Annotated in this window: 25 protein-coding genes and 1 pseudogene; 9 read left to right on the forward strand and 17 right to left on the reverse strand. The window is 60.3% G+C overall.

Annotated features, from left to right (window positions below; translation table 11 throughout):
- The first annotated feature begins 314 nt into the window (after nucleotides 1-314).
- The 7 genes from ABDX87_RS01140 to ABDX87_RS01170 all read left to right on the forward strand — a co-directional run bounded on the left by ABDX87_RS01140 (nucleotide 315) and on the right by ABDX87_RS01170 (nucleotide 7719).
- Nucleotides 315-1301 carry an aliphatic sulfonate ABC transporter substrate-binding protein gene (locus tag ABDX87_RS01140; protein WP_346831183.1) on the forward strand — a complete coding sequence of 329 codons (987 nt, stop codon included), beginning with the start codon at nucleotides 315-317 and terminating at the stop codon, nucleotides 1299-1301.
- Complete coding sequence (locus ABDX87_RS01145; protein WP_346831184.1) at nucleotides 1298-2164, forward strand: ABC transporter permease; 867 nt, start codon at nucleotides 1298-1300, stop codon at nucleotides 2162-2164. Before ABDX87_RS01140 ends, ABDX87_RS01145 begins: the two co-directional genes overlap by 4 nt.
- A 274-nt stretch (nucleotides 2165-2438) precedes the next feature.
- Nucleotides 2439-3461, forward strand: coding sequence for a LacI family DNA-binding transcriptional regulator (locus ABDX87_RS01150; RefSeq protein WP_346831185.1), 1023 nt, complete (start codon nucleotides 2439-2441; stop codon nucleotides 3459-3461).
- 102 nt (nucleotides 3462-3563) lie between these two features.
- On the forward strand, nucleotides 3564-4364 hold the full coding sequence (locus tag ABDX87_RS01155; protein ID WP_346831186.1) for a sugar phosphate isomerase/epimerase family protein: 801 nt from the start codon (nucleotides 3564-3566) through the stop codon (nucleotides 4362-4364).
- The gene (locus tag ABDX87_RS01160; RefSeq protein ID WP_346831187.1) at nucleotides 4357-5322 is read left to right on the forward strand and encodes a sugar kinase; all 966 of its coding nucleotides are present in this window, start codon (nucleotides 4357-4359) and stop codon (nucleotides 5320-5322) included. The genes ABDX87_RS01155 and ABDX87_RS01160 overlap by 8 nt, the downstream gene beginning before the upstream one ends.
- A 75-nt stretch (nucleotides 5323-5397) precedes the next feature.
- Nucleotides 5398-6714 carry an MFS transporter gene (locus ABDX87_RS01165; RefSeq protein ID WP_346831188.1) on the forward strand — a complete coding sequence of 439 codons (1317 nt, stop codon included), beginning with the start codon at nucleotides 5398-5400 and terminating at the stop codon, nucleotides 6712-6714.
- Nucleotides 6715-6729: 15 nt separating this feature from the next.
- Nucleotides 6730-7719, forward strand: a complete 990-nt coding sequence (locus ABDX87_RS01170; RefSeq protein WP_346831189.1) for a 2-hydroxyacid dehydrogenase — start codon at nucleotides 6730-6732, stop codon at nucleotides 7717-7719.
- 150 nt (nucleotides 7720-7869) lie between these two features.
- On the opposite strand, the gene ABDX87_RS29065 is transcribed toward ABDX87_RS01170, so the two are convergent.
- Entirely contained in the window at nucleotides 7870-8919 is a 1050-nt protein-coding gene (locus tag ABDX87_RS29065; protein WP_431061298.1) for a methyl-accepting chemotaxis protein, read from the reverse strand.
- 84 nt (nucleotides 8920-9003) lie between these two features.
- A pseudogene (locus tag ABDX87_RS29070) lies at nucleotides 9004-9495 on the reverse strand (MCP four helix bundle domain-containing protein); the annotation flags it as partial.
- 636 nt (nucleotides 9496-10131) lie between these two features.
- Between ABDX87_RS29070 and ABDX87_RS01180 the strand changes: the two are divergent.
- Nucleotides 10132-10413 carry a DUF1652 domain-containing protein gene (locus ABDX87_RS01180; protein WP_346831191.1) on the forward strand — a complete coding sequence of 94 codons (282 nt, stop codon included), beginning with the start codon at nucleotides 10132-10134 and terminating at the stop codon, nucleotides 10411-10413.
- A gap of 105 nt (nucleotides 10414-10518) precedes the next feature.
- On the opposite strand, the gene ABDX87_RS01185 is transcribed toward ABDX87_RS01180, so the two are convergent.
- The 10 genes from ABDX87_RS01185 to ABDX87_RS01230 all read right to left on the reverse strand — a co-directional run bounded on the left by ABDX87_RS01185 (nucleotide 10519) and on the right by ABDX87_RS01230 (nucleotide 19563).
- A complete protein-coding gene (locus tag ABDX87_RS01185) occupies nucleotides 10519-12129 on the reverse strand; it encodes a gamma-glutamyltransferase family protein (protein ID WP_346831192.1) in 1611 nt (536 codons plus the stop codon).
- Nucleotides 12130-12155: 26 nt separating this feature from the next.
- Nucleotides 12156-13247 carry a polyamine ABC transporter substrate-binding protein gene (locus ABDX87_RS01190; protein ID WP_346831193.1) on the reverse strand — a complete coding sequence of 364 codons (1092 nt, stop codon included), beginning with the start codon at nucleotides 13245-13247 and terminating at the stop codon, nucleotides 12156-12158.
- Nucleotides 13248-13266: 19 nt separating this feature from the next.
- Nucleotides 13267-14046 carry an amino acid ABC transporter ATP-binding protein gene (locus ABDX87_RS01195; RefSeq protein WP_346831194.1) on the reverse strand — a complete coding sequence of 260 codons (780 nt, stop codon included), beginning with the start codon at nucleotides 14044-14046 and terminating at the stop codon, nucleotides 13267-13269.
- A gap of 1 nt (nucleotide 14047) precedes the next feature.
- Nucleotides 14048-14815 carry an amino acid ABC transporter permease gene (locus tag ABDX87_RS01200; RefSeq protein ID WP_346831195.1) on the reverse strand — a complete coding sequence of 256 codons (768 nt, stop codon included), beginning with the start codon at nucleotides 14813-14815 and terminating at the stop codon, nucleotides 14048-14050.
- A gap of 24 nt (nucleotides 14816-14839) precedes the next feature.
- Nucleotides 14840-15646 carry an ABC transporter substrate-binding protein gene (locus tag ABDX87_RS01205; RefSeq protein ID WP_346831196.1) on the reverse strand — a complete coding sequence of 269 codons (807 nt, stop codon included), beginning with the start codon at nucleotides 15644-15646 and terminating at the stop codon, nucleotides 14840-14842.
- A gap of 116 nt (nucleotides 15647-15762) precedes the next feature.
- Entirely contained in the window at nucleotides 15763-16437 is a 675-nt protein-coding gene (locus ABDX87_RS01210) for a GntR family transcriptional regulator (protein WP_346831197.1), read from the reverse strand.
- 234 nt (nucleotides 16438-16671) lie between these two features.
- Nucleotides 16672-16950: a LysR family transcriptional regulator gene (locus ABDX87_RS01215; RefSeq protein ID WP_346831198.1), complete on the reverse strand. Its 279-nt coding sequence runs from the start codon at nucleotides 16948-16950 to the stop codon at nucleotides 16672-16674.
- 1 nt (nucleotide 16951) lies between these two features.
- On the reverse strand, nucleotides 16952-17263 hold the full coding sequence (locus ABDX87_RS01220) for an antibiotic biosynthesis monooxygenase (RefSeq protein ID WP_346831199.1): 312 nt from the start codon (nucleotides 17261-17263) through the stop codon (nucleotides 16952-16954).
- 1073 nt (nucleotides 17264-18336) lie between these two features.
- The gene (locus ABDX87_RS01225; protein ID WP_346831200.1) at nucleotides 18337-18744 is read right to left on the reverse strand and encodes an SRPBCC family protein; all 408 of its coding nucleotides are present in this window, start codon (nucleotides 18742-18744) and stop codon (nucleotides 18337-18339) included.
- Between the two features lie 21 nt (nucleotides 18745-18765).
- Nucleotides 18766-19563, reverse strand: coding sequence for an SDR family NAD(P)-dependent oxidoreductase (locus tag ABDX87_RS01230; RefSeq protein ID WP_346831201.1), 798 nt, complete (start codon nucleotides 19561-19563; stop codon nucleotides 18766-18768).
- Nucleotides 19564-19932: 369 nt separating this feature from the next.
- Here ABDX87_RS01230 and ABDX87_RS01235 point away from each other — a divergent pair, with 369 nt between their 5' ends.
- On the forward strand, nucleotides 19933-20796 hold the full coding sequence (locus ABDX87_RS01235; RefSeq protein WP_346831202.1) for a hypothetical protein: 864 nt from the start codon (nucleotides 19933-19935) through the stop codon (nucleotides 20794-20796).
- A gap of 149 nt (nucleotides 20797-20945) precedes the next feature.
- Here the strand turns inward: ABDX87_RS01235 and ycaC are convergent, their stop codons facing one another.
- The 5 genes from ycaC to ABDX87_RS01260 all read right to left on the reverse strand — a co-directional run bounded on the left by ycaC (nucleotide 20946) and on the right by ABDX87_RS01260 (nucleotide 26018).
- A complete protein-coding gene (gene ycaC, locus ABDX87_RS01240; RefSeq protein ID WP_346831203.1) occupies nucleotides 20946-21569 on the reverse strand; it encodes an isochorismate family cysteine hydrolase YcaC in 624 nt (207 codons plus the stop codon).
- 115 nt (nucleotides 21570-21684) lie between these two features.
- The gene (locus ABDX87_RS01245) at nucleotides 21685-23523 is read right to left on the reverse strand and encodes an amidohydrolase (protein ID WP_346833668.1); all 1839 of its coding nucleotides are present in this window, start codon (nucleotides 23521-23523) and stop codon (nucleotides 21685-21687) included.
- A gap of 148 nt (nucleotides 23524-23671) precedes the next feature.
- Nucleotides 23672-24304: an antibiotic biosynthesis monooxygenase gene (locus ABDX87_RS01250; protein ID WP_346831204.1), complete on the reverse strand. Its 633-nt coding sequence runs from the start codon at nucleotides 24302-24304 to the stop codon at nucleotides 23672-23674.
- On the reverse strand, nucleotides 24297-24713 hold the full coding sequence (locus ABDX87_RS01255) for a DoxX family protein (RefSeq protein WP_346831205.1): 417 nt from the start codon (nucleotides 24711-24713) through the stop codon (nucleotides 24297-24299). Before ABDX87_RS01255 ends, ABDX87_RS01250 begins: the two co-directional genes overlap by 8 nt.
- Nucleotides 24714-25334: 621 nt before the next feature.
- Nucleotides 25335-26018 carry a hypothetical protein gene (locus ABDX87_RS01260; protein ID WP_346831206.1) on the reverse strand — a complete coding sequence of 228 codons (684 nt, stop codon included), beginning with the start codon at nucleotides 26016-26018 and terminating at the stop codon, nucleotides 25335-25337.
- Nucleotides 26019-26025 lie beyond the last annotated feature (7 nt).

Genomic DNA, 26025 nt, shown 5'->3' on the forward strand with positions numbered 1-26025 from the left:
AAAGATCCTGTAACACGTTGAAAGCCGCAGCATGAAGAGCGACGGCGCAACTGACAACCACTGATCGGGGCATTCCGCAAAAAAACACGACGCGCCCAACGCCGCTGTTCATCCAGCAACAGTGATTCAGCAATGTTGTTGACGGGGCAACTTACGCACGATGCGTAAAGCTGCCACAGGCACGATTTCCCGCGTGCAACCGCTCATGGCACAGAGCCTGCAATATTCCATTAACGCAGGCTGACTCGCGCTGACTGCCGATTTCGACATAAGCAGCCCTGTGCAGCTTCCGCCTCTTTCAATGGAATTTACCCATGAGCACTTTTCCTCGCTTGCCCACATCCCTGAAGCTGCTGGCTGCGGCACTGACCCTGACGCTTCAGCCTCTGGCTCACGCCGCTGAAACGCCGCCTGCCGAAGTCCATCTGGACTACGCCTATTACTCGCCCGTCAGCCTGGTGCTCAAGCATTTCGGCTGGCTGGAAAAAGCATTGCCTGACACCAAAGTGAGCTGGGTTTTCAGCCAGGGCAGCAACCGCTCGCTGGAGTACCTGAACAGCGGCGGCGTTGATTTCGCCTCGTCAGCCAGCCTCTCTGCCGTACTGGCTCGCGCCAACGGCAGTCCGATCAAATCGGTGTATGTGTACAGCCGCGCCGAATGGACAGCGTTGGTGGTGCGCAAGGATTCCACCCTCAAGAGCGTTGCAGACCTCAAAGGCAAGAAGATCGCCGCCACCAAAGGCACTGATCCCTACCTGTTCACCCTGCGCGCCTTGCAGCAGGCGAAACTGAGCAAAGACGATGTCGAGCTGCTGCACCTGCAACACCCGGACGGCCGCATCGCGCTGGAAAAAGGCGACGTTGACGCCTGGGCCGGCCTTGACCCCCATATGGCCGCCAGTGAAATCCAGGCCGGTTCGCGCCTGCTCTATCGCAACAAGGACTTCAACAGCTATGGCGTGGTCAGCGTGACCGAGCGCTATGCCAAGGAACACCCGGAGGCGATCAAGACCGTGCTGAGTGCCTACGAAAAAGCGCGGGAGTGGGCGCTGAAAAATCCGGATGAGTTTGCTCAGTTGCTGGCGACCGAATCGGGCCTGCCGCTGGACGTCGCCAAGCTGCAACTGACTCGCACCGACATCAGCAGCCCACAGCTCACCGCAAAGGACGTGACGGCGTCGAAAGGCGCCGCACCGATTCTGGTTTCCGAAGAACTGGTGCGCAAAGGCACTGATGTCGATCAGGTCATCGATCAATTGATCGACCCGAGCTTCGGCAAAGCAGCCATCGCCAAGCCATGAGCGACTCCAGAACGGCGACGTTGAACGTCCAGGCGTCTGCCTCGAAGAAGGCTGCCTCCCAAGCGGCGGCCCCCAGCGAAGTCGTCACGCAAACGCCCGGTCGATGGCGCACCCGACTCAAAGGCCTGGCCGTGCCGGTGGCGATTCTTGTGTTGCTGGAAATCGTCGTGCGGATTGGCTGGGTGCAGTCCTATCAAATGCCTGCGCCCAGCGAGATCGCCTCCACCCTGACCGATCTGGCCGACGGCGCGTTGTGGAAGCACATCGGCGCCAGCCTGACCCGCGTGCTCTGCGGGTTTGCCATCGGCGCCAGTCTCGCGCTGTTGTTCGCGGCCTGGGTGGGGCTGAGCCGCGAGGCCGAAGCGTATCTGGAGCCGACGTTTGCCGGGCTGCGATCCATTCCGAGCCTCGCGTGGGTGCCGCTGCTGCTCCTGTGGCTGGGGATCGGCGAGACGTCCAAAATCGTGTTGATCGCCATCGGCGCGTTCTTTCCCGTGTACCTCAACGGCGTGGCGGCGATACGCGGCATTGATCGCAAGCTGGTCGAAGTGGGCCGGATGTACCGCTTCAGTCAACGGCAGATGATCGTGCATCTGTTCTTGCCTGCTGCCCTGCCCGGCCTCTTCACCGGGCTGCGATCTGGGCTGAGCCTGGCCTGGATGTTTTTGGTGGCGGCGGAACTGATCGCCGCCACCAAAGGACTGGGGTATCTGCTCAGTGACGGCCGAGAGACGTCACGCCCGGACATCGTGCTGGCAGCGATCATCGTGCTGGCGTTGTTGGGAAAGCTGAGCGACGGCGTGCTGGCACTGCTCGAGAAACGCTTTCTGGCATGGCGCGATACGTTCAAGGGAAACCACTGATCTCGCGAACAATGCAAAAACCTGTAGGCGTGAGCTTGCTTGGGATGGGCGTATTCCAATCGATGACACGCGTGGGCAGTACCGGCCCCTTCGTGAGCAAGCTCACTCCCACAGAAAAACGCTGTTCACTTCTTACGCCCGCCTTCTGACTCCGCCTGCCTTTCATCCGATCCAGAGTTGACGAGACGATCGCTTTGGTGTTTCCTGAAACCGGTTTCAGAGCGTCATACGCTCTCCGTAAAAGCCTGCTGATAAATCCAATAAGGGTCAGGCCATGAACAGTATTCCATCACCGGCGCGCGCCCGCGTCACCATGAACGATGTCGCCGACATGGCCGGCGTGTCCAAAGCCAGCGTGTCGCGCTTCATCGGCGAAGACCGCCAATTGCTGTCCGAAGCCATTGCCCAGCGCATCGAACACGCCATCGAAACCCTCGGTTATCGCCCTAACCAAATGGCGCGCGGCCTCAAGCGCGGCCGTACTCGCTTGATCGGCATGCTGGTCGCCGACATCCGCAACCCCTACTCCATTGCCGTCATGCACGGCGTCGAAACCGCCTGCCGCAAGCACGGCTACAGCCTGGTGGTGTGCAACACCGACCGCGATGACGAACAGGAACGCCTGCATCTGGCGGCGCTGCGTTCATACAACATCGAAGGCCTGATCGTGAACACCCTCGGTCACCATCTGGATGAATTGCGCGAACTGCACAGCGAGCTGCCGATGGTCCTGGTGGACCGCAAGGTCGATCAACTGCAAAGCGATCTGGTGGGCCTGAATAACATCGCCGCCGTCAACCAGGCGCTGGATCACCTCCAGCAATCGGGGTACCGCGACATCCTCATGGTCACCGAACCGCAGGATGGCACCAGCTCGCGGATCGAGCGCGTTGACGCTTTCAAGTCCGGTATCGCCCAGCGTTCCGGCATGCGCGGTCAGGTGCGCGAGACCGGCGACCGCCTGCGCGATCATCTGCGTGAGTTCCTGGCCCAGACCGGTCATGGCCATAAAGCCGTGTTCACCGGCAACGGCGTAGCGACCCTGAACACCACCCGCCAGCTGCATGACCTGGGTTGCCATCTGTTCGATGACATTGGCCTGATTGCCCTCGACGAACTGGATTGGTATCCGTTGGTGGGCGGCGGTATTACCGCCCTGGCGCAACCGACCCACGACATCGGCGTGACCGCCTTCGAGTGCCTGCTCGGGCGTCTGCGCGGTGATCTGGACGCCGTGAAAACCTTTGACTTCCCGGCCCAACTGATCGTGCGCGGTTCCACGCGACAGCGACCCTGACCCCCTTTTTATACCGCAGGTCTTCGCGCCTGCTTTTTTGAAGAACTTTCTTCGAGCCCCTCGGCTCGAACAAAATGAAACCGGTTTCAGAGGACAATAACAATGAGCCGATTCCCCGTTGCCATCAGCCTGGGCGCCTTCGGTGCCGACTTCGTCCGCGAGCGCGGCCAAGCCAGCTTCATCCCGCTTCTGGTTGAGGCAGGCGTCACGCGCATCGAACTGCGCGAAGAACTGTTCAGCGGTCGCGAAGACCTGGCAGCCCTCGGCGAAGCCATTCGCGCCCAAGGACTGGAATGCCTGTATTCCGCACCGCTGGAGCTCTGGCTTGAAGGGCAGCGTCAACCCAATCCGGCGCTGGAAGCGACACTGCAGCGCGCATCGGCATGTGGCGCTGCATGGCTCAAGGTGTCGCTCGGGCATTTAACCGAGGACAGCGACATCGCCGCCCTCGCCGACCGTCTGGCCCGTTACGACGTGCACCTTCTTGTGGAGAACGACCAGACACCACAAGGCGGCCGCATCGAGCCTTTCACCGACTTCTTCGCCCGCGTCGATGCGTTGCAGATGCCCATCGGCATGACCTTCGACATCGGCAACTGGATGTGGCAGGAGCAGTCGGCCTCCAGCGCCGCCCGCCAGTTGGGTCGCTTCGTCGAATACGTGCATTGCAAAGCCGTAGTGCGCAACCCGGCGGGCAAGCTGATCGCCGTGCCGCCGACGCCAACCGACCTGCATCAGTGGGAACAACTGCTCAAGCACATGCCCACTGGCTTGCCCCGGGCCGTCGAATACCCGCTGCAAGGCGAGGATCTGCTGGAAGTCACGCGCACCCAGGTTGACGCCCTCGCCCGCCTCGGCCAACCGCGTGTTCAACCTGCTACTGAGGCCTTGAGCCATGTCTGAAATCGATATTCTTTCCTTCGGCGAAACCATGACCATGCTGGTCGCCGAGCAGACCGGCGATCTGGCTCAGGTTCGTCATTTCGAAAAGCGCATTGCCGGCGCCGACAGCAACGTTGCCATTGGCTTGTCTCGACTGGGTTTCAAGGTCGCGTGGCTGAGCCGTGTCGGCAACGACTCCATGGGCCGCTTCGTCACCGACAGCCTGCAACAGGAAGGTGTCGATTGCAGTCATGTGACGGTCGATGCGGGCCACCCCACCGGGTTTCAATTCAAATCGCTGGAGCTTGAAGGCGCCGACCCTGTGGTCGAGTACTTCCGCCGTGGCTCGGCAGCCAGTCACCTCTCGGTCAACGACATCGTTCCCGAATTGCTCAAGGCCCGGCACCTGCATGCTACCGGGATTCCTGCTGCGCTGTCCGACACCTGCCGAGAGCTGTCCCATGTGCTGATGACGCAGATGCGCGACGCCGGACGCAGTGTGTCGTTCGACCCCAATCTGCGGCCTTCGCTGTGGTCAAACCGGGCGACGATGATTCGTGAGGTGAACCGCCTCGCCAGCCTGGCGCACTGGGTGATGCCAGGCATGGCCGAGGGTGAACTGTTGACGGGCTACGACACCCCCGGCGACATCGCGAAGTTCTACCTGGACATGGGCGTGGAAGCGGTGGTGATCAAACTCGGCGCCAAAGGCGCGTATTACCGCACCCAACTCAACGAAGCGTTCGTGCCCGGCGTGCCGGTGGCCAAGGTCATTGACACGGTCGGTGCGGGCGATGGCTTTGCGGTCGGCGTGATCAGCGCGCTCCTGGAAAACCTCGGTATCGCCGAGGCAACCGCCCGTGGCAACTGGGTCGGCAGTCAAGCGGTGCAGAGCCGGGGCGACATGGAGGGTTTGCCCACTCGCGCCGCCTTGCACACGGCCGAACTGAACCAGACAACACGACGACAGACCGCCTGATTTCCCGTTAATTACGTGCACACACTGTTCCCCTTCACCTGCTGCGACAAAAACAACATGCTCAGGGAGCCTGAAATGGAAAAGCTACTCGAAACCGTCAAGCACGCCGGCCTCAAACGCCGCTGGCTGCTGATCATGCCGATTGTCTTCATCACCTACAGCCTGGCCTATCTGGACCGCGCCAACTATGGCTTCGCCGCTGCCTCGGGCATGGCCGAAGACCTGCACATCACCCCTGGCATGTCGTCGTTGCTGGGGGCGTTGTTCTTCCTCGGCTACTTCTTCTTCCAGGTCCCGGGCGCCATCTACGCCCAGAAGAAGAGCGTGAAGAAGCTGATTTTCGTCAGCCTGATTCTGTGGGGCAGCCTGGCGACCCTGACGGGCATCGTCTCCAACGCCTACATGCTGATCGGTATCCGCTTCATGCTCGGCGTGGTCGAGGCTGCCGTAATGCCGGCCATGCTGGTGTACCTCTGCTACTGGTTCACCAAAGCCGAACGCTCCCGCGCCAACACCGTGCTGATCCTCGGTAACCCGGTGACCATGCTCTGGATGTCGGTGGTGTCGGGCTATCTCGTAGCGCACTTCAGCTGGCGCTGGATGTTCATCGTCGAAGGCCTGCCTGCGGTGATCTGGGCGTTTATCTGGTGGCGCCTGGTGGACGAGCGTCCCGCGCAGGCCAAATGGCTGACCGAGGAAGAAAAGACCGAACTGCAAGCGCGTCTGGACGCCGAACAGGTCGGCATCAAACCGGTAAAGAACTACGCCGAAGCCTTCCGTTCGCCAAAAGTCCTGCTGCTGGCCGCGCAGTATTTCTGCTGGAGCATCGGCGTGTACGGCTTCGTGCTGTGGCTGCCAACGATCATCAAGAAAGGCATGCAGATAGACATGGTGGAAGCCGGCTGGTTGTCCGCACTGCCTTATCTGGCGGCGGTGATCGGCATGGTGCTGGTGTCCTGGGCGTCCGACAAACTGCAAAAACGCAAAGCCTTCGTCTGGCCGCCGCTGCTGCTGGCCGCCGTCGCGTTCTACGGTTCTTACGCGCTGGGTACCGACCACTTCTGGTGGTCCTACGCCCTGCTGGTAATCGCCGGCGCCTGCATGTACGCGCCTTATGGTCCGTTCTTCGCCATCGTGCCGGAAATCCTTCCCGCCAACGTCGCCGGTGGTGCCATGGCGTTGATCAACAGCCTGGGCGCCCTGGGTTCGTTTGCGGGCTCGTACCTGGTTGGCTACCTCAATGGCGTCACCGGCACCTTGAGCGCGTCCTACCTGTTCATGGGCGGCGCCTTGCTGGTGTCGGTCGTATTGACCTTGTTGCTCAAGCCGGACAACTCCGCAAAGCCGGTGCGCGATGAGCCGACTGTTCGTCGCACGCCTGCGCACCCCTGATCTGGAAGTCATTCGATGAAGAAGCACATTGTTCTCTATAAAAAACTGTCGGCGCCCCTGATGGAGCGCCTGCAGGCGCACGCCGAGGTCACGCTGATCGATGACCCGAAAACCCAGGATGGTCTGGCTCGACTGCGCGATGCCTTGCCCCAGGCGGACGGTCTGCTGGGCGCCAGCCTCAAGCTTGATGCGCAACTGCTCGATCTGGCGCCGAAGCTCAAGGCGGTGTCCAGCGTCTCCGTGGGCGTCGATAACTACGACATCGACGACCTCACCCGACGCGGCATCCTGCTGACGAACACCCCGGACGTACTGACTGAAACCACCGCAGACACCGGGTTTGCGCTGATCATGGCCACGGCCCGTCGCGTGGTGGAACTGGCCACGATGGTGCGCAACGGCGAATGGACGCAGAACATCGGCCCAACACATTTCGGTACCGATGTTCACGGCAAAACCCTCGGCATTGTCGGCATGGGACGGATCGGTGAAGCCGTGGCCCAGCGCGGCCACTTCGGCTTCGGCATGCCGGTGCTCTATCACAGTCACTCGCGCAAGCCGGCAGTCGAAGCCCGCTTCAATGCGCAATACCGCAGCCTGGACGCGCTGCTGCAAGAAGCTGATTTCGTCTGCCTGACCGTACCGCTGACCGCTGAAACGGAAGGCCTGATCGGCGCGGAGCAATTTGCCCGGATGCGCCCCGAGACGATCTTCATCAACATTGCGCGGGGCAAAGTGGTGGATGAGCAGGCCTTGATCAACGCCCTGCAGAACGGACAGATTCGCGCGGCAGGCCTCGACGTGTTCGAGCGTGAGCCGTTGCAGGCGGATTCCCTGCTGCTGCAACTGGACAACGTGGTGGCGACCCCGCACATGGGCTCGGCCACGCACGAGACCCGCGAGGCGATGGCACGTTGTGCCGTGGATAATCTGGTGGCGGCACTGACTGGAGAGCGGCCGAAGGATCTGGTGAATCCATCAGCCTGGAAAACCGGTGACCTTTAGGCGGGAGCTTGGTCTGCGGCGCATCCGGACGATTGCGGTGTTTCAGACTAAATTGCAGTGTCTGGTCTGACGCATCGCGAGCAAGCTCAATCCTGTAGAGATTGCAGTCCGCCTGGCGCAGCTTGCGCAGGCGAGAACTGCGCCCTCAATTCAAACCTTAAACCGCGTCACCATCGCCTTCAGGTCCACCGCCAGGCGCGACAGCTCATGGCTGGCCGCGCTGGTCTGGTTGGCACCCGCCGCCGTCTGCGCGGCCAGGTCGCGAATGTTCACCAGATTACGGTCCACTTCACGCGACACCTGCGCCTGCTCTTCCGAAGCGCTGGCAATGACCAGGTTGCGCTCATTGATCTGGGAGATCGCCTCGGTAATGAGCTCCAGCGCATCGCCCGCCGAACTGGCCAGGCTCAGCGTGGTGCGCGTGCTGTCCGTGTTACGTGACATGGATTGCACCGCATCGCCCGTCCGGGTCTGAATGCCGGCCACCATTTGCTCGATTTCAGTGGTCGATTGCGCCGTCCGGTGAGCCAGCGCGCGGACCTCATCGGCCACCACCGCAAAGCCACGCCCCGCCTCGCCCGCCCGTGCGGCTTCAATCGCGGCGTTGAGCGCCAACAGGTTGGTCTGCTCGGCGATCGAACGGATCACGTCGAGCACCTTGCCGATATCGCGGCCCTGCTCCGCCAGACCTTCCACCAACCCCGAGGTCGCCTGAATCTGCTGAGTCATGTCCTGAATCGACTTGACTGTTTCAACCACCCGGTCACGCCCCTGGCGCGCGGTCTGGTTGGATTGCTGCGAGGCTTCTGAGGTCGACACCGCGTTGCGCGCCACTTCTTCCACGGCAGCGGTCATTTCGTTGACCGCCGTCGCGGCCTGTTCGATTTCATTGTTTTGCTGCTGCAAACCCCGCGACGACTCTTCCGTCACCGCGCTCAGCTCCTCTGCGGCAGACGCCAGTTGCGTGGCCGAGCCCGAGATCAATTCGATGGTCTTGCGCAAGTTCTGTTGCATGGTCGCCAGCGCCTTCAATAACTGCGTGGCTTCATCCTTGCCATCCACTTCAATCGGTCGGGTCAAATCACCGGCGGCAATCTCTTCTGCAACCCGCACCGCTCTAGACAGCGGGTTGACGATACTTTTAGTCAGCAACCAGGCCAACAAAATGGTCATGAGCGCAGCGATAACCGAGACGGAAATAACACCTACATTGGCGCCATCATATTGCTGTTTCGAAACAACCGCCGCGTCGCCGGCACTTTTCTTATTGATGCTAATGAGCTGGTTAAGCTGGACCCCCATAAGGTCGGTGGCGTCTTTCATGCGGGTGTTGATCAAGTTGCGCATGTCTTCCGTCTTTTCCTGACGCGACAAGTCCAGTACTTGCGCCTGCACATCAAGAAAGGTTGCCAGCGTCGCCTCGAATTGACGATACACCGCCAACTCCTCGCCCTCGGCAGGTAACGCAGCGTAGTTCTTCTTGGCGTCCTGCAACTTTCCGATCAACTCGGCAATGCGCCCTTCGGTTTCGCGCAGTGCTGCAGGCTCGCGATTGACCAGCGTCCGGAAGGACGTGATGCGCAGGCGCAGAGTGTTTTCCAGCATGTTGCCCAGATACCCCACGCTGGGCAGCTGGTTGGTTTCAATGTCTGTGGTGGCCTGTCGAATCACAGCCATGCGATTGAGAGAGAAAAAGCCCAACCCGATCACCAGCACGGCGATGAAGGCGAACCCCAGGAATGCGCGAGGCGCGATGTTCATGTTTCTAATCGACATGGAATGTCTCTCTTCAAAGATCCGGCAGAGGCGTCCATGCGTAAATCAGGCGATCGAAACGTTAGTTCGTCTCGTTGGCAAAGGATGGCTGTCATATGACATGCAACTTCATGTTTCGCTGCCACCTGATCTTCTATCGGCAGAGGACGATCATTTATTCAGTGGACTTTGAATGTTTTTTTAAAACGGATGTTTTGCTGGATCCAATTCTTGGACCTAAAACGTTTGTGTGTTAACAGAGCGTTACAGTCAGACTAAACCGTCTTCGTTTGTCACAGGATTTGAGCCCGCTAATCACCTCGTCCATCCTGTTTGATCCGCAGAGAAACGCGCTGAAGTAATGGCCGTATGCCTTATTTTGCAATAACGATTCAGCGGGCCTTATAAAAATTAATTGGATATAACGAAGCTTGACGTCCATCAAAGAAACATAAAATTTTTCCTGCTGTAGGATTTTTTTCTCATGCCTGTCAGAAGTCGGTGCTACCTTTAGCTCTCTCGTGGCCTGTGGATCCATGCTCCGGCGAACCTGGTACTAGAAAATGCATCGTCATGCTCTGGCATGCGCGTTGCGACGTTCTCGGCACCGACTCACAGACACTTTTCCCTGCCCTGCGGAGCTCTGGATTTGCTCGATTGAACGAGGTAGGCCCCATGAACAAAGTCACGTTTCCAAACGCTTGTCAGCTGATGCGCTGGCACTTCCACCCGGTCGGCTTCGAAGCCAACATGGATGCACCCAGCAGCATGGTTGCGCGCCTGTTCGACCGTGCCAGCGGCGAGACGGTCATCGCGATCGCGGGGATTCCCTGCCAGACCGTGATGAACGCGATGGACGTGGAGCGCATTATCGAGGCCATTGAACTCGAGCTGGAAACCTTTGTTCCGCGGCAGACGCTCTACCTCAATCAGGCCTGAGGCCCACCGCGATGCAGGGCATCAGCGCCCTGCAATGTCCGTCCACCGGCCCGGAATTCGCCGCCTCCCGCCGTTCAGCTCAGGCAGCTCGTGCGAGCGCATCCCTCACCACACCGCAATCGTCGAATCCGCCCTTGGCTCTGTTCCTCCGCACAACACGCCACTCACTGGGTCGCGCACGATGATCTGCCCGCGACCGTAGTCGGTGGAATCGTAGGCGATGCTGATGTCGTGCCCTCGCCTGGCCAGCCCTGCCGCCAGGTCCCGCGAGGCGCCCTGCTCGATGCCTATTTTCAGGCCGCCCAGCCACTGCCAACGCGGTGCATCCAGCGCCGACTGCGGGTTGAGGTCGAAGTCCACCAGGTTCATCACCATCTGCACATGCCCCTGCGGCTGCATGTAACCGCCCATGACGCCAAACGGACCGACCGGCTGATCGTCCTTGGTCAGGAAGCCAGGAATGATCGTGTGGAAGGTCTTTTTGCCCGGAGCCAGGCAGTTGGCATGGGTTGGATCAAGGCTGAATTCCTGCCCGCGATTCTGCAACGCCAGGCCGCTGTCCGGCAGTACCACGCCGGAACCGAAGCCGTGGTAGTTGCTTTGAATGAACGACACCATGTTGCCCTCGGCATCGGCCGTCGCCAGGTACACCGTTCCGCTCGCGTGTGGATCACCCGGCGTGGGCGCTTGCGCCTGATCGCCAATCAACGCCCTGCGCGCGTCGCTGTAGCGGTCGCTCAACAGGTCTGCCACTGCCACGCGCATGTGATCGGGATCGGTGATGTGGTGCAGGCCGTCGCTGTACGCCAGCTTCATGGCCTCCAGCTGCCGATGCCAGGTCAGTTGACTGTCGCGATGATCGAATGCGAACCCCTCCAGTATCTTCAAGGTCATGAGTGCGACCAGGCCCTGGCCGCTGGGCGGGATCTCCCAGACGTCGTAGCCGCGATAGCGGATGCTGATCGGGTCAACCCATTGCGCGCGGAAACCCGCCAGGTCTTCAGCCCTCAAATAGCCGCCGGTTGAACGAGCATGCGCGTCGAGTCGCTGTGCCAGAGCGCCGCGATAGAGGCTTTCGCACTCCGTTGCTGCCAGTTCTTCCAGGGTGTTCGCCTGAGCCGGATTGCGAAACAGCTCACCCGCCTTTGGCGCTCGCCCGTCGATGAGGAAGGTCTGGAACCAGCTGTCCATCACGGGATCGCGGTGGGCACTGAATTCGTCGAACGCGATTTGCCATTGATGAGCAACCACGGGCGACAGCGGAAATCCGTCGCGGGCCAGGCTGATCGCCGGCTGCAACAGTTCGGCAAACGGCAGCTTTCCGAAACGCCGGGACAGCTCGGCCCAGGCCGAAGGGCAACCGGGCACCGTCACCGGTGTCCAGCCGTACATCGGCATCTGGTCATGCCCGGCGGCCTTCACGGCCTCGACACTCAAGGCCGCCGGCGCATGGCCGTTGGCGTTCAGTCCGTGGAGCTGACCCTTGCACCAGACCAGCGCGAAGGCGTCGCCGCCAATGCCGCAGCCGGTCGGTTCGACCACCGTTAATGCGGCCGCCGTGGCAATCGCGGCATCGATCGCATTGCCGCCCTTTTGCATGACTTCGATACCCGCTTGCGCCGCCAGCGGTTGCGACGCGGCGACCATGCCGCGTCGGGCAAACACGCTCTGGCGTTGCGAGGGATACGGGTATTGGTGAGCAGAAAATTTCAACATGACGAACGCTCTTCAGAAAACTGGATTCATTGCCCGGACTTGATGCGGTTCCATTCCCGGGTGATCAGGCGCTGGATGTTGTCCGGCAGGTCGGCGGACACGAAGGTGTGGCTGATCACCTCGTCACCCGGATAGATCCCCGGATTGCCGCTGACTTTTGGGTCCATCAAGGCAGTGGCGTCTGTGTTCGGGTTGGCATAACCGACGTAATCACTCACCGGCGCGATGACGTCCGGACGCAGCAGGTAATTGATGAACGCATGGGCGTTGGCGACGTTGCCGGCATCCTTGGGAATCGCCAGCATGTCGAACCACAGGTTCACGCCTTCCTTGGGAATCAGGTAGCGGATGTCGACGTTCTTCCCGGCTTCTTTGGCGCGCGTCTGGGCCTGCATCACGTCGCCCGAATAACCGACCGCCACGCAGATATCGCCGTTGGCGAGGTCAGCCGTGTACTTGGACGAGTTGAAATAGGTCACCGACGGACGCAGCTTCATCAGCAAGGCAGAGGCCTTTTTGTAGTCGTCGGGCTTGACGCTGTTGGGGTCCAGGCCCAGGTACAGCAGGGTCTGCGGAATGATCTTCACCGGCGCATCGAGAAACGCTACGCCGCAGCTCTTGAGCTTGGCCAGATTGTCGGGGTTGAGCACCATCGACCACGAATCCAGTACCGCGTCCTTGCCCAGCACCGCACGCACCTTCTCTTCGTTGTAACCGATGCCGACCGTGCCCCACATGTACGGCACGGCATAACGGTTGCCGGGGTCGGCGGCTTCCAGACGCTTCATCAAGCGCGGGTCCAGGTGATTCCAGTTGGTCAACAACGACCGCTGCAACGGCTGGTAGGCACCCGCCCGAATCTGCTTGGACAAGAACTGGCTGGAAGGCACCACCAGGTCATACCCCGAATGCCCCGACAGCATCTTCGCTTCGAGCATTTCGTTGGTGTCGAAGATGTCGTACTGAACCTTGATCCCGCTGTCCTTTTCGAAGTTTTTCAGGGTGTCGGGGCCGATGTAGTCCGACCAGTTATACATCTTCATCACGCCGTCGGCGGCATGCGCCGCGGGCAGAAAGGCAACAGAGCACAGAGCAGCGGCAAAGCAGAATGAACGCATGACGATTTCCTTGTGAGCGTTACAACACGCGGCTGAGAAAGGCTTGGGTACGGGGGTGGGTGGGACGGCTGAAAATCTGCTCGGGCGGGCCTTGTTCGATCAGTTCGCCCTGATCGAGCACCACCACACGGTCGGCGACTTCGCGGGCAAAGCCCATTTCGTGAGTCACGACCACCATGGTCATACCGTCTTCGGCAAGTGCCTTCATGACGTGCAGCACTTCGCCGACGGTTTCCGGGTCCAGCGCACTGGTCGGCTCGTCGAACAACATGGCCTTGGGTTTCATGGCCAGGGCGCGGGCAATCGCCACCCGCTGCTGCTGACCACCGGACAGCATCGAGGGGTAATGCCCGGCCTTGTCTGCCAGACCGACCCGCGCCAACAGTTCACGGCCCTGACTCAATGCTGCCTCACGCGAAACGCCCAGCACGTGAATCGGCGCTTCGATGATGTTTTCCAGCGCGGTCATGTGCGCGAACAAATTGAAGCGCTGAAAGACCATGCCGATGTCACGCCGCTGGCGAGCAATATTGCGCTCCGAATCGCGCACCAGACGGCCATCGGCACGTTCGCGATAGCCCATCGGCTGGCCATTGACCCGGATGCGCCCGGACTGGATGTCTTCCAGCAGGTTGATGCAACGGATGAACGTGGTTTTGCCCGAACCCGAGGCGCCGATCAGCACCACCACTTCGCCGCGACGGACCTGCAGGGAGATGCCCTTCAGGATTTCCAGATCGCCGAACGACTTGTGAACGTCCAGCGCCTCGATGATCAGTTCTTCGCTTTGATGCGCCATCTCAACGCCCCCTCAACAGTTTCATCGCACTGCGGCCAAACATGCGTTTCGCCGCAGGCGGTTGACGATCGGATTGGCCGAAACGCTGTTCAAGCCAGCGCTGGAAGAAGCCCCACAGGGTGGTGAGCATGAGGAAATAGATCGCGACCACGAGGTACAGCTCGAAGACCCGGAACGTTGCCGACGTGACCATTTGCGTGCTCAACAGCAACTCCTGCACCCCGATCACGCTGACCAGCGTTGTGTTTTTCAGCATCACGTTGAACTCGTTGCCCAGCGGCGGCACGATCACCCGGAATGCCTGTGGCAGCACGATGCGGCGCATCAGCTTGCCGAAGGTCATGCCCAGCGAACGGCCAGCTTCGTATTGGCCTTTGTCCACCGCGCCGATCCCCGCGCGGATGATTTCGGCCATGTAGGCGCCTTCATTCAGGCCCAGGGCGATGATCGCTGCCTGAATGTTGCCCGGCACGATGAACCAGCCCAGGTCGATGTCCTCGAAACGAAAAATGCCACCCGCGGCCAGTGCGGTGTAGAGGAACACGATCTGCACCAGCAACGGCGTGCCGCGCATCAGCCAGACGTAGAACCGAACCGGCAGGTTCAGCAGCGGATTCTTCGACAGGCGCATCAAGGCGGCGATCAGGCCCAGGGTGCACCCGAGCAGCATCGCCAGCACGCTGATCAGGCAGGTCAGCCACAACCCGGTGAGGTACACCCCACTGGGCTGCAACAGGTACTGCCAGAACACTTCCCAATTGAAATTCATCGGTCTATTCCGTTTGGCGGGCTTTCAATCGAGCTTGTCGCTTTCGACGTGCCATTTGGCGAGGAGCTGCGTGTAGCTGCCATCGCTGCGCATGTCGCTGATCACCTGTTGCACGGCGGCGGTCAGCTGCGGGTCGTCCTTGCGAATGCCCAGCCCGGTCAGAATCCGGCTGAAGGCAGGCACACCTTCCTGAAACAGGTCGGGCGCCATGTTGGCGTAGTAACCGGCGGTTTCTACCGTGGTGCCATAGGCGTCCACCTGACTGATCCGCAGCGCCTGAAAGGCATCGGTGTCGGTGTTGTAAACCACCAGTTTGAGCGGCGGCTTGCCGGCCTTGGTCAGGGTTTCGTTCTGGGCGTCTAGCAAGGTCTTGATGGTGGAGCCATTGAGCACCGCCACCTTGTGCCCCGAGAGATCATCCAGCGACTTGATGCCCTTGGGATTGCCTTTGGGCACCACCACCGACTGGCTGGAGTACATGTAGTTGACGATGTTGATCACTTCCCGACGCTCAGGCTTGTCGAACAACTGATCGACGATCATGTCGCACTGCTGCGCCAGCAATGCTGGCACCAGGCCGGAAAACGGAATCACCCGCCACTCGACCTTCTTGCCACCCAGACGCTTGGCAATTTCCACCCCGAGGTCGATGGTAAGGCCCACCGGTTTCTGCGCAGCATCGAACGACACCAGCGGCGGTGAGTCCATGCCAGAGCAATAGGTGACCTTATCGACCTTCTGCAGACGGTCTGGCACGGTCGGGTTGGCGAACACCATGGGTGCACACAGACTCATGGAAACGAGGGCGGCCAGCGCGGCGGGTTTGTGCATGACGAAAGCTCCGATTTCGGTAAGAAAGTAAGGGCAGTTCTGAACGTCGATACAGGGTGACCGGGTATCTCTGGCGGGCTGGTTGCCCGCTTCTGGTGTGAAAGAATGTCAGCCGCTCACGCAGGCTTATGTTGTTCGAGAAAAGCAACCAGGCTGGGAATCGTGCCTTCGATGTGGTCGCGCAGGACATGCTCGGCCTGATCGGCATCGCCCGCGCGCAACGCCTCAAGGATGACGGCATGTTCGTCACGGGCGCTCAGCGGCTTTTCACCATGCTCAAGCCAGACCCGCATGTGCGGCTCGATGGCGGTGTACAACGCAGAAATCTGGCGCATCAGTCGCGCCCGGCCGCTGAGGCTGCAGAGGTATTCATGGAATGCGCGGTGGCGCCCTACCCACTCGGAACTGTCGTCGCGGTAGTCGTCCATGTCGTCGAGCAGGCGTTCAAGGTGGATCAGGTGGCGCTCGGTGATTTTCGGCACAGCGACCCGGATCGCCAGGCCTTCCAGTGCGCTGCGCATCTCGAACACTTCGCGCATTTCTTCAATGTTCAATCCGCTGACTACTGCGCCACGGTTGGGGCGCAAGGTGACCAGTCCATCGGCCGCCAGGCGCCTGAATGCCTCACGCACCGGCATACGGCTCATGCCGATCTCGGTAGCAATGTCTTCGGCGATAAGCCGTTCGCCCATGCGGTACGTGCCCTTGCAGATAGCGTCGAGCAAAAAAGCGTAGGCCTCTTCTTCAGCAGTGACAGGTAAGCGGTCGGCGTATCCGGGTACGAGTCGCATAGCATTACCTTTTTGAATTTTTGTATCCAATCATCCACGGATACACAAAAGCAAAAGCGATGCCAGCTTGACACATCGTGCAGCAACTCAATGAACCTGTTACGAATTTTTAATGTGAACGCCCGCTGAGCAGTCACGATGGACTGCTACCGATTGGATCAGGCGTGGGAATGAACGCACCACCATCAAGCACAGGTGTGCGTTTGGGAAACGCGGGAATGTGACGGCGAACGGCTACGGGTGACGAATCACCGATTCGATCTGCAGCATGGCCGGCAGCAACGCGTCGGCGAGTTCCTGGGCCTTGGGCGTGGGTTGCATCTTGCGATTGCGTCGCAGGAACAATGGATCGCCGAAACATTGGCGTAACCGCACCAGCGATCCACTGACCGCAGGTTGAGACACGCGAAGGTGACGGGCCGCTTCGCTGACGCTGCGTTCGCGAAAGACCACCAGAAAGGTCAGAAGCAGATTCAGGTCAATGCCTAAAAGAATGTCTTCATTCAAGGACATGTCAGGTCACCTCATTCGCCTCGACGACGAAGCTGTTGAACTGGATGTGGCTGATGGCCCCGCTCGACAGCAAGTCCATGAAGCCGGTCAGCTCCGGGTGGGAGAAATGCGCTTGCATCTGAGTTTCGGACTGCCAATAACCGCTGACGATCCAAGAGGCGTCGTCATGTTTGCTGGCGGTAAAGGTGTAGGCGACGCACGGGGTCGTGCTGCTCAGAACGTCAAGCATGCGGGGCACACGCATGCCGACCTCGCTCGCACGCCCTTGGGCGGCGTGTATCTCCACGGTGTTGATGGCCGAAACAAGCATCATCCTCTCCTGCGATAAATGATCGGGTAAGTCTGACGACCGGAGGCGCCCGGATAAACCACAGGTTCGGAGTTTCAGCATTGCGGATTAAGCGACAATTAAGCAGATCTCGCTGGACAGAAGACCCTCATGGCAAAAGACAGGCTTTACCTGTGGGAGTCAACTTGCTGACGAATGCGGTGGGTCATTCAGCAGTGGTGTCACTGACCTAAAGCATTCGCCACTGTCGTAACCTCCAGCAGCTCCCACAAGGTACGCGGCAGGCGCGAAATCTCGGTTTATCCGGTCTTGCGCAGCAGACTCTCTGCCAGTTTATGCGTACCACAAAGCATGAATTCAACGCACTATCTGTGGGAGCAGTCCGAGGTTACGAGGGCCGCGAATGCGGTGTGTCATTTAGCGGTGATGTCACTGACCCACCGCATTCGCCACTGTCGTAACCTCCAGCAGCTCCCACAGGGTACGCGGCAGGCGCGAAGTCTCGGTTTATCCGGTCTTGTGCAGCAGACTCTCTGCCGGTTTATGCGTGCCACCAAGCATGAATTCAATGCACTACCTGTGGGAGCAGTCCGAGGTTACGAGGGGCTGGGCCGCAATTCGGACGAATGCGGTGTGTCATTTAGCGGTGATGTCACTGACCCACCGCATTCGCCACTGTCGTAACCTCCAGCAGCTCCCACAGGGTACGCGGCAGGCGCGAAGTCTCGGCTTATCCGGTCTTGCGCAGCAGACTCTCTGCCGGTTTATGCGTGCCACCAAGCATGTGTGCAACGCACTATCTGTGGGAGCAGTCCGAGGTTACGAGGGCCGCGAATGCGGTGTGTCATTTCGCGGTGATGTCACTAACACACCGCATTCGCCACTGTCGTAACCTCCAGCAGCTCCCACAGGGTACGCGGCAGGAGCGGAGTCTCGGGTAATCAGGTCTCTACTTGTGGGAGACGTCCGAGGTTACGAGGGCAGCGAATGCGATGTGTCATTCATCTTCGATGTCCCTGATCCAACGCATTCGTCGGAATGCCGCCCAGACCAAGCTCGTTCCTACAGTTCATGGGGCGTTCAACCGGGATGCCCGATCAGAAATTGCCTTTCAAGGCTTCCAGGCCGCCGTCATAGACACCTTGAAACAGCGCCTCGGCCTCGGCTTCGGAAATGCCGTTCGGGGTAAACACACCGGACCATTTCACCACGGCCGCGCTGTCGCCGTCGGCAATGACCTGTAGCTTCGCCAGATAGCCCGTTGCCGGAAATGGACCTTCGGTGATGGAGTAGCTGTAGGTGCGTGCCTGATTGTCGAAAGACTGCAGACGCTCGCTGATTTTCTCGCCGTCCTTCGTCGTCAGGTGACGAACGCGGCCGCCTTCGGCGGAGACGCTTTCGGCGATGAACGGCAGCCAGTCGGGCAGCGAAAGAAAACCGCCCACGAGTTCCCAGACCTTGTCCGCTGAAACCGGGATGCGGACGGATGCAGATGCTGTAGCCATGATGATTCTCCAGAAAGTTGTTCAGATTGCCAGGCTGTCGACGACGCCGCCATCGACCCGCAGGGCAGCCCCGGTGGTCGCCGAGGACAGTGGCGACGCGAGGTACGCAACCAGGTTGGCGACCTCGTCCACTTCCGCGGCGCGCTGGATGATAGACGAAGGCCGTGCGCGACGGACGAAATGATCGGCTTCATCACGGGCGCTGCGACCTGATTCAGCGATGGCGCCCTTGAGCATTTCTTCGACGCCATCGGTGAACGTCGGCCCTGGCAGAATGGCATTGACGGTCACGCCGGTGCCCGCCAGGCGCTTGGCCAGCCCGTGGGAAACCGCCAGATTCGCCGCCTTGGTGGTGCCGTAGTTGATCATGTTGGCGGGGATCGCCACGCCGGACTCGGACGAGACGAAGATCACCCGGCCCCACTTGTTGGCAACCATGTCGTTGACGTAATGCCGCGACAAGCGCACTCCGGAAATCACGTTCACTTCGTAGAAGCGTGTCCACTCCTCGTCGGGGGTCTCGAAGAAATCCATTTCGTTGAAGATGCCCAGGTTGTTCACCAGAATGTCCGCGCGCGGTTCGGCCTCGAACAACCGGTGCGCGCCTTCGGCGGTGCCCAGGTCGGCGACCACACCCCGCAATTGCGCATCCGGCACGTCGCGCTTGATCGCCGCAATGGCTTCATCAACCTTCCCTGCAGCACGGCCAATGATCACGACGGTTGCACCGGACAGCGCCAGCGCCTTGCCGATGCCCAGACCGATGCCGGCCGTCGAACCGCTGACAATTGCAAGCTTTCCACTCAAATCAATTTTCATCGTACACCTCAGAAATATGGGTTTGGCCTGGGCTGCCTTGGCAGCACACGATGGCCAGTCACCTGCTTGTTGACGTTGAACCGAAGCGTAAGGCGAGCAACAAAGACCGTCCAAGACTTGATTTGAATGGGTTGAGTCCCTAGACGTCTTACTGACCGATTCTGTATCCATCCGGACAGGATAAACCTCGGTTTTTCCTTCAGTTGTGTAGGACGCAGTCGATAACGTTGTCAGGATTGATACAAATACGGACGGGTGACGTCCGACAAAACGATAGAGACATCCCGGCCAACAGACCGCCGGGGTCAAACCGTGAGCTTGACTCAGGCGTGTGCCCGCGTTCGCACCGCTACTGCCAAGGAAGCCGAGATGATCGTCAACACTGCCTCAAGCGCTGCACTTGCAGCCTACTCCAGCGCCGCCACCCGCAAAGCCTCCGCTGACGCCAGCACCGCGCGCACCGACAGCGACCCGGTCGACAGCAACACCCAGACGGGCAGCATCGACTCGGTGAGCCTGTCGAAAACGTCCACGAACTATAGCCAGTCCATCGCCAACTATTCGCCCTTCTTCCCGGTTCGTTCAGGCATGGCGGCCGACGCGCTGGTGCTTGGTGTGTCTCAGCCTGGCGCGACGTCCAGCTCCAGGGACAAGACCTTCGCCGACGTCGCAACCGACGCCCGCAAGGGCATGGATGACAAGTACGCGCTGATGAAAGCCAGCGGCAAAGCCTACGACGGCAGTGACACCGACCGTAACTCGCTGATGGGCGATCTTGACCGGCGTTCGCTGTATGCCGTGGCCACTAACCAGGGCGGTCAGTTCAGTGCTGAAGAGCAGACAGCGGCCAAGGGCTTGATGCGTCAGCAAGAGCGTCTGGCCACCGGTTATTACAGTGGGCCTGCGGATCAGGAAAAGAACTTTACCGACCCTTACGCCAACGACCCGGTGGGTCGCGCAAAGGCGGCGCTGGCCTTCCTCGACAACATGGGCCCGGAAGAAAAAGCCGACCCGCAGTGGCTGATCCAGCACCAGACACTGAGCGATGCGCTGGCACAGACCGGCACCGACGACTCAACCACGAAGAAAGACCCAGGCCACTTCCACAACCTGTCGGAGATTCTGGCGGGCATCGACACCGATGGCTCGGACAGCAAAAAGCCCGGCGGCGATGAAAACACCACCAGCTATGTGTTCGAGCAGGTTCAGGCTGCGTTGCGGGCGACGCAGTAATTTAGAAGCGTCGCCGATCAGCGACGGACACATAAACCTGTGGGCGAATTCATTGGCAATGAGGTGATCCAGCCGACAGACACGTATCGGCTGAACCGGCCTCTCGCAAATGAATTCGCTCCCGCAGGGTTAGCGGGTGACGGGCTCGCTTACTTGGCCTTCAAGGCCGAGTAGCTGTTCATCAGGTTGCGGTAGTTCGGGATGCGCTGGGACAACAGGTTGGCCAGGCCTTCCATGTCGTTGCGCCAGTCGCGTTGCAGTTCGCACGCCACCGAGAACCAGTTCATCAGTTGCGCACCGGCAGCGGTCATGCGTGCCCAGGCAGCTTTCTGTACCACGTCGTTGAACGTGCCCGACGCATCGGTAACCACGAACACATCAAAACCTTCTTCCAGCGCGCACAGCGTCGGGAACGCCACGCACACGTCAGTCACCACGCCCGCGATGATCAGTTGCTTGCGGCCGGTGGCCTTGATCGCCTTGACGAAGTCTTCGTTGTCCCATGCGTTGATCTGGCCAGGACGGGCAATGTACGGCGCATCCGGAAACATTTCTTTCAGCTCAGGCACCAGCGGGCCGTTCGGGCCGGTTTCGAAGCTGGTGGTGAGGATGGTCGGCAGTTTGAAGAACTTGGCGCAATCGGCCAATGCCAGCACGTTGTTCTTGAATTCGTTGGGCGAGAAGTCCTGAACCAGCGAGATCAGGCCGGTCTGGTGATCGACCAGCAGCACGACGGCATCGTTGATATCCAGACGCTTGTAGGGAACGGTCATGGTTGACTCCAGTTAAGTGTGTGACAGGTGTGTGCGACTGCCGGCGAACTGCGCCGGCAAATAGCCTCGCCGGTCAGTCCCGGCGAGGTGTTTCATGCTCTTTCGGGCGGTGTTGTCAGAACGCAAAGCACGAGCAGCCAAACGCGCCCCAGAAACCCTGGAAGTCGCTGACCGGCACTTTCGATTGACGGGCCTTGTCATGGCTGTGGGCATGCACGGTGCATGGACCGCTGCACTGGTGAACGGCGGCCGCCATCGGCGCACCCGGACGCCAGTGCCCAGGCACCTTCGCCACCGGTGACCAGTCCGGCAGCACCGGCACGCTCGGCGGCGACAGCTGATCGAACTCTTGGGTGCCGTAGACGACCTTGCCGTCGACCACCGTCAACACCGACTCGATCCACTTGATCGACTCTTCCGGCACGCTGAAGAAGTCCTGCGACAGGGCGACGACATCGGCCAGTTGGCCGACCTTGATCTGGCCCTTCTTGCCCTGCTCGGACGAGAACCAGGCGCTGCCACGGGTGTACAACTCAAGCGCGGTGTCGCGAGAAAGCCCTTCGGGGTACAACTCCAGACCGCCCACCGTACGGCCGCTGACCATCCAGTACAGCGAAGTCCACGGGTTGTAGCTGGACACCCGCGTTGCGTCAGTACCCGCGCCGACCGGCACACCTTCAGCCAGCATGCGCTTGATCGGTGGCGTGTGCTCGCCAGCCTTGGCGCCGTAACGCTCGACGAAGTATTCGCCCTGAAACGCCATGCGGTCCTGAATCGCGATACCGCCGCCCAGCGCTTTCACGCGCTCGATGTTTTTCGGGGTGATGGTTTCGCAATGGTCGAAGAACCAGGGAATGCCGTTGAACGGGATCTCGCGGTTGACCTTCTCGAACACATCGAGCATGCGCGAGATCGACTCGTCATACGTGGCGTGCAGACGGAACGGCCAGCGGTGCTCCACCAGATGACGCACCACCGGCTCGAGGTCCTGTTCCATACCGGGCGGCAGGTCCGGACGTGGCTCGAGGAAGTCTTCAAAGTCCGCGGCCGAGAACGTCAACATCTCGCCCGCGCCGTTGTGACGCAGGAAGTCGTCGCCCTGATGCAAGGTGACCGAGCTGGTCCAGTTCTTGAAGTCGTTGAGCTCTTCCTTGGGCTTCTGGGTAAACAGGTTGTAGGCGATGCGCACGGTCAGCTGTTTCGCTTCAGCCAGTTGAGTGATGACGGCATAGTCGTCCGGGTAGTTCTGGAAACCACCGCCGGCGTCGATGGCGCTGGTCACGCCCAGACGATTCAGCTCGCGCATGAACTGGCGGGTCGAGTTGACCTGGTATTCAAGCGGCAGTTTTGGCCCTTTCGCCAGGGTCGAGTACAGGATCATCGCGTTCGGCTTGGCCACCAGCATGCCGGTCGGGTCACCGTTGCTGTCGCGGACGATCTCACCGCCAGGCGGGTTTGGCGTGTCACGGGTATACCCGGCGACCCGCAGCGCAGCGCGGTTGAGCAAAGCGCGGTCGTACAGGTGCAGGACGAACACCGGGGTATCGGGCGCTGCCTGATTGAGTTCTTCCAGAGTGGGCATGCGCTTTTCAGCGAACTGGAATTCGTTCCAGCCGCCCACCACCCTCACCCACTGCGGGGTCGGTGTGCGGTCGGCCTGCGCCTTGAGCATGCGCAAGGCGTCGGCCAGCGACGGCACGCCTTCCCAGCGCAGTTCAAGGTTGTAGTTCAGGCCGCCGCGAATCAGGTGCAAGTGCGAGTCGTTGAGGCCCGGGATCACCGTGCGCTTGTGCATGTCGATGACTTGGGTTGCACTCCCGCGCAACGACATGATTTCGGCGTCAGTGCCGACCGCGACGAATTTGCCGTCGCTGATCGCGACTGCGCTGGCCTTGGGTTTTTCCTGATCAACGGTGTGAAAGTTGCCGTTGTAGAGAATCAGATCGACGTTCATGGGGCCTCCGGCGGCTGAAGATTGAGAAGCACCGACGGCGAAGCCGGTGACAGGCATTGAAGAGAAAATGGCGGCCGCAGCGCTGAGCAGTGAGCCTTTGGCGACGAAGCTGCGACGTTCGCTGCTGGCCGGGGCTTCATCGCCCGGATCATCCTTCATGATCAGCTCCGGGCATGGGTTCAGGCTTGGCGTTGAGCCATGGCGCAAACAACCGGGTCGCCTGAGGCATCAGCAGATACACCACCAGCAGCACGATGGTGATGGTCACCAGTGCGGTACTGATGACGTAATTGCCCAACGGTGGAAAAGCACGGAACACCGGGCCCCACAGCAGGGGAATCAACAGGGTCAGCGGACAGATTACGAAAAAGGTGACGACCGCCTGTTTCCAGCGCGGCGGTGGCGGACTGTCGCTGGCAGGGACAAACCAGAATTCGTTGTGCCGGTTGACCTCCGTGAAGTCGCCATCGGCGAGCATCGGCGCCGCTTCGGCGACCAGCTCGCGGCGTTGCGTGGAGTCCAGCCAGCTTTGCATGGCATCGGTGGAGCAGAAACGCAGCACACTGGTGAACATGTGCAGACCGTTGGACTTGCCCCGAATCACGTCCACACCCAAATGCCCCGGATAGGTGGCCGCGACGGCCACTGTCCGCCGCAGCCAGGCTTCGTATTGCGCCTCCATGCCTTCCTTGGCGCGGTGCTTGATCACCAGCGTGACGATCTCGTCGGGCGACAGTTTCGAGGTCGGCGTGACCTCGGCAGACAAGGCAGACTCAGGCATAGCGAAGCGCTCCGGGCAAGCGAACATTGAGCGCCAGACGGCCAGGACCGGCGATCAGCACACTGGTAAAAATGATGATCAGCAACCAGCCGAACTGGCCTTGATCGATGCTCCAGTCGCTGTGCACCACGACCAGTGCCACCAGCAGCAGAAAGAGAATAGGCAGGCAAGCGAGTCTCGCCAGTACGCCGGTCAGAATCAGCAGCGGGCACAGCACCTCGGCGAAGATCGCCATGCTCAGGGTCAGGGGGGCGCCCAAATGGAACGGGTCTTCGATCAGGGACAACTGCGCATTGAAGTTCAGCAGCTTGGGCAGCCCGTGGACGAACAGCAGGAACAACGCACCGCTCGCCCGCAGGAACAAAAGCCCCAGATCCCGAGCGCGGTCGTCGACAGTTGAATAGTTCATCGCACACCCATGAATTCAGCGATACCCGTCGAGCCGAAACAGCGCCGACGGAAGGTGAAGCCATAGTGTCGTGGTGGGATATTCGGGTCTTGAACAGACGTGCTGTGAATGGACGGTTTGTGCGTGGGGCAACCGTTACCACTTGTTTCCGGATCATCCCGAATGACGCAGAGCGTCATTGAATGTGTCACCACGCGGAGCGCGGGACAATCAGCAGCGCAAAGCACGCTGTGGCTTTTGACCTTCATACCGCAGCAGCTCAGACGCCACAAAACGCGACTTGGGTGCAGGCCAAACGCAGACGGCGCGGAGTGGGTCGAGCGGCATGAATGCCGCGAGAGCGCCGTCAGGACATGGATGTCCGTTCGGCGCGGGCCCACGGAGCGTCGTCGGAATGCGGGTACCCGACGCAGGGGGGCCAAGCCAGGAGCCAGGACACTTGGTTACTTGGTGTCTTTTCAAGTAACCCGCCGAAGGCGGAACAGTTTGGACGTTAGGACAAACCAAACCATCAGCGTCACCTCAAATAACGGAAGTTCACACCATACATGTGAGCTTGGTCTGGGCCTGGAGGCGGACTACCATCCGTAGCAAATACTGAATTCAACGATACTTACGCTTTCAGTTGGCCTCCTGAATCTGCCCCTTGCGCTCCATGATCATCCGCTCGCCGCTTTGTTGCCGTTGCTGTTGCAGGGAATCGGAGGTGCCGCCGGAAGAGGACGAGCCAGAGCTCGTGCCCGGCCGTAATGCAGGGTTGGTCGTGCCCACACCGGAGCTGTTCACGCCGCCGTTGTTCATGCGGTTCTGACTGCTGGCGTTATTGACGCCGTTGGAGCCCGTGGCGGTGGTGTTATTGCTGTTGCTGCCATTGGTGTGGGTGGCATCGGTCCCGTTGGCGTTGGTGCCGTTGGTCCCCGTTGCATTGGTGTTGCTGCTGTTGCTGCCGTTGGTGTGCGTGGCGTCGGTGCCGTTGGCATTGATGCCGTTCGTCCCCGTAGCGTTCGTGTTGCCGCTGTTGGTGCCATTGGTCCCGGTCGCGTTGGTATTACTGCTGTTCGTGCCGTTGGTCCCGGTCGCGTTGGTGTTATTGCTGTTGGAGCCATTTGTGCCGGCCGCGCCGGTGCCCGAGGCGCCGCCCGCTGAGCCAGCCGCGCCACCACCCGCTGCACCACCGCCACCAATGCCCGAGGCGGCGAGCATTAACGGCGACGAGGCCGCCTGCTGCGCCATGGCGCCACTCGACGCGGCGGTCATGGCGGCAAACAACAAACACATCAAGGTCTTGTGTGAGCTGATCATCATCGTCTCT

Source organism: Pseudomonas abietaniphila (genome assembly GCF_039697315.1).
Lineage (GTDB): Bacteria > Pseudomonadota > Gammaproteobacteria > Pseudomonadales > Pseudomonadaceae > Aquipseudomonas > Aquipseudomonas abietaniphila_B.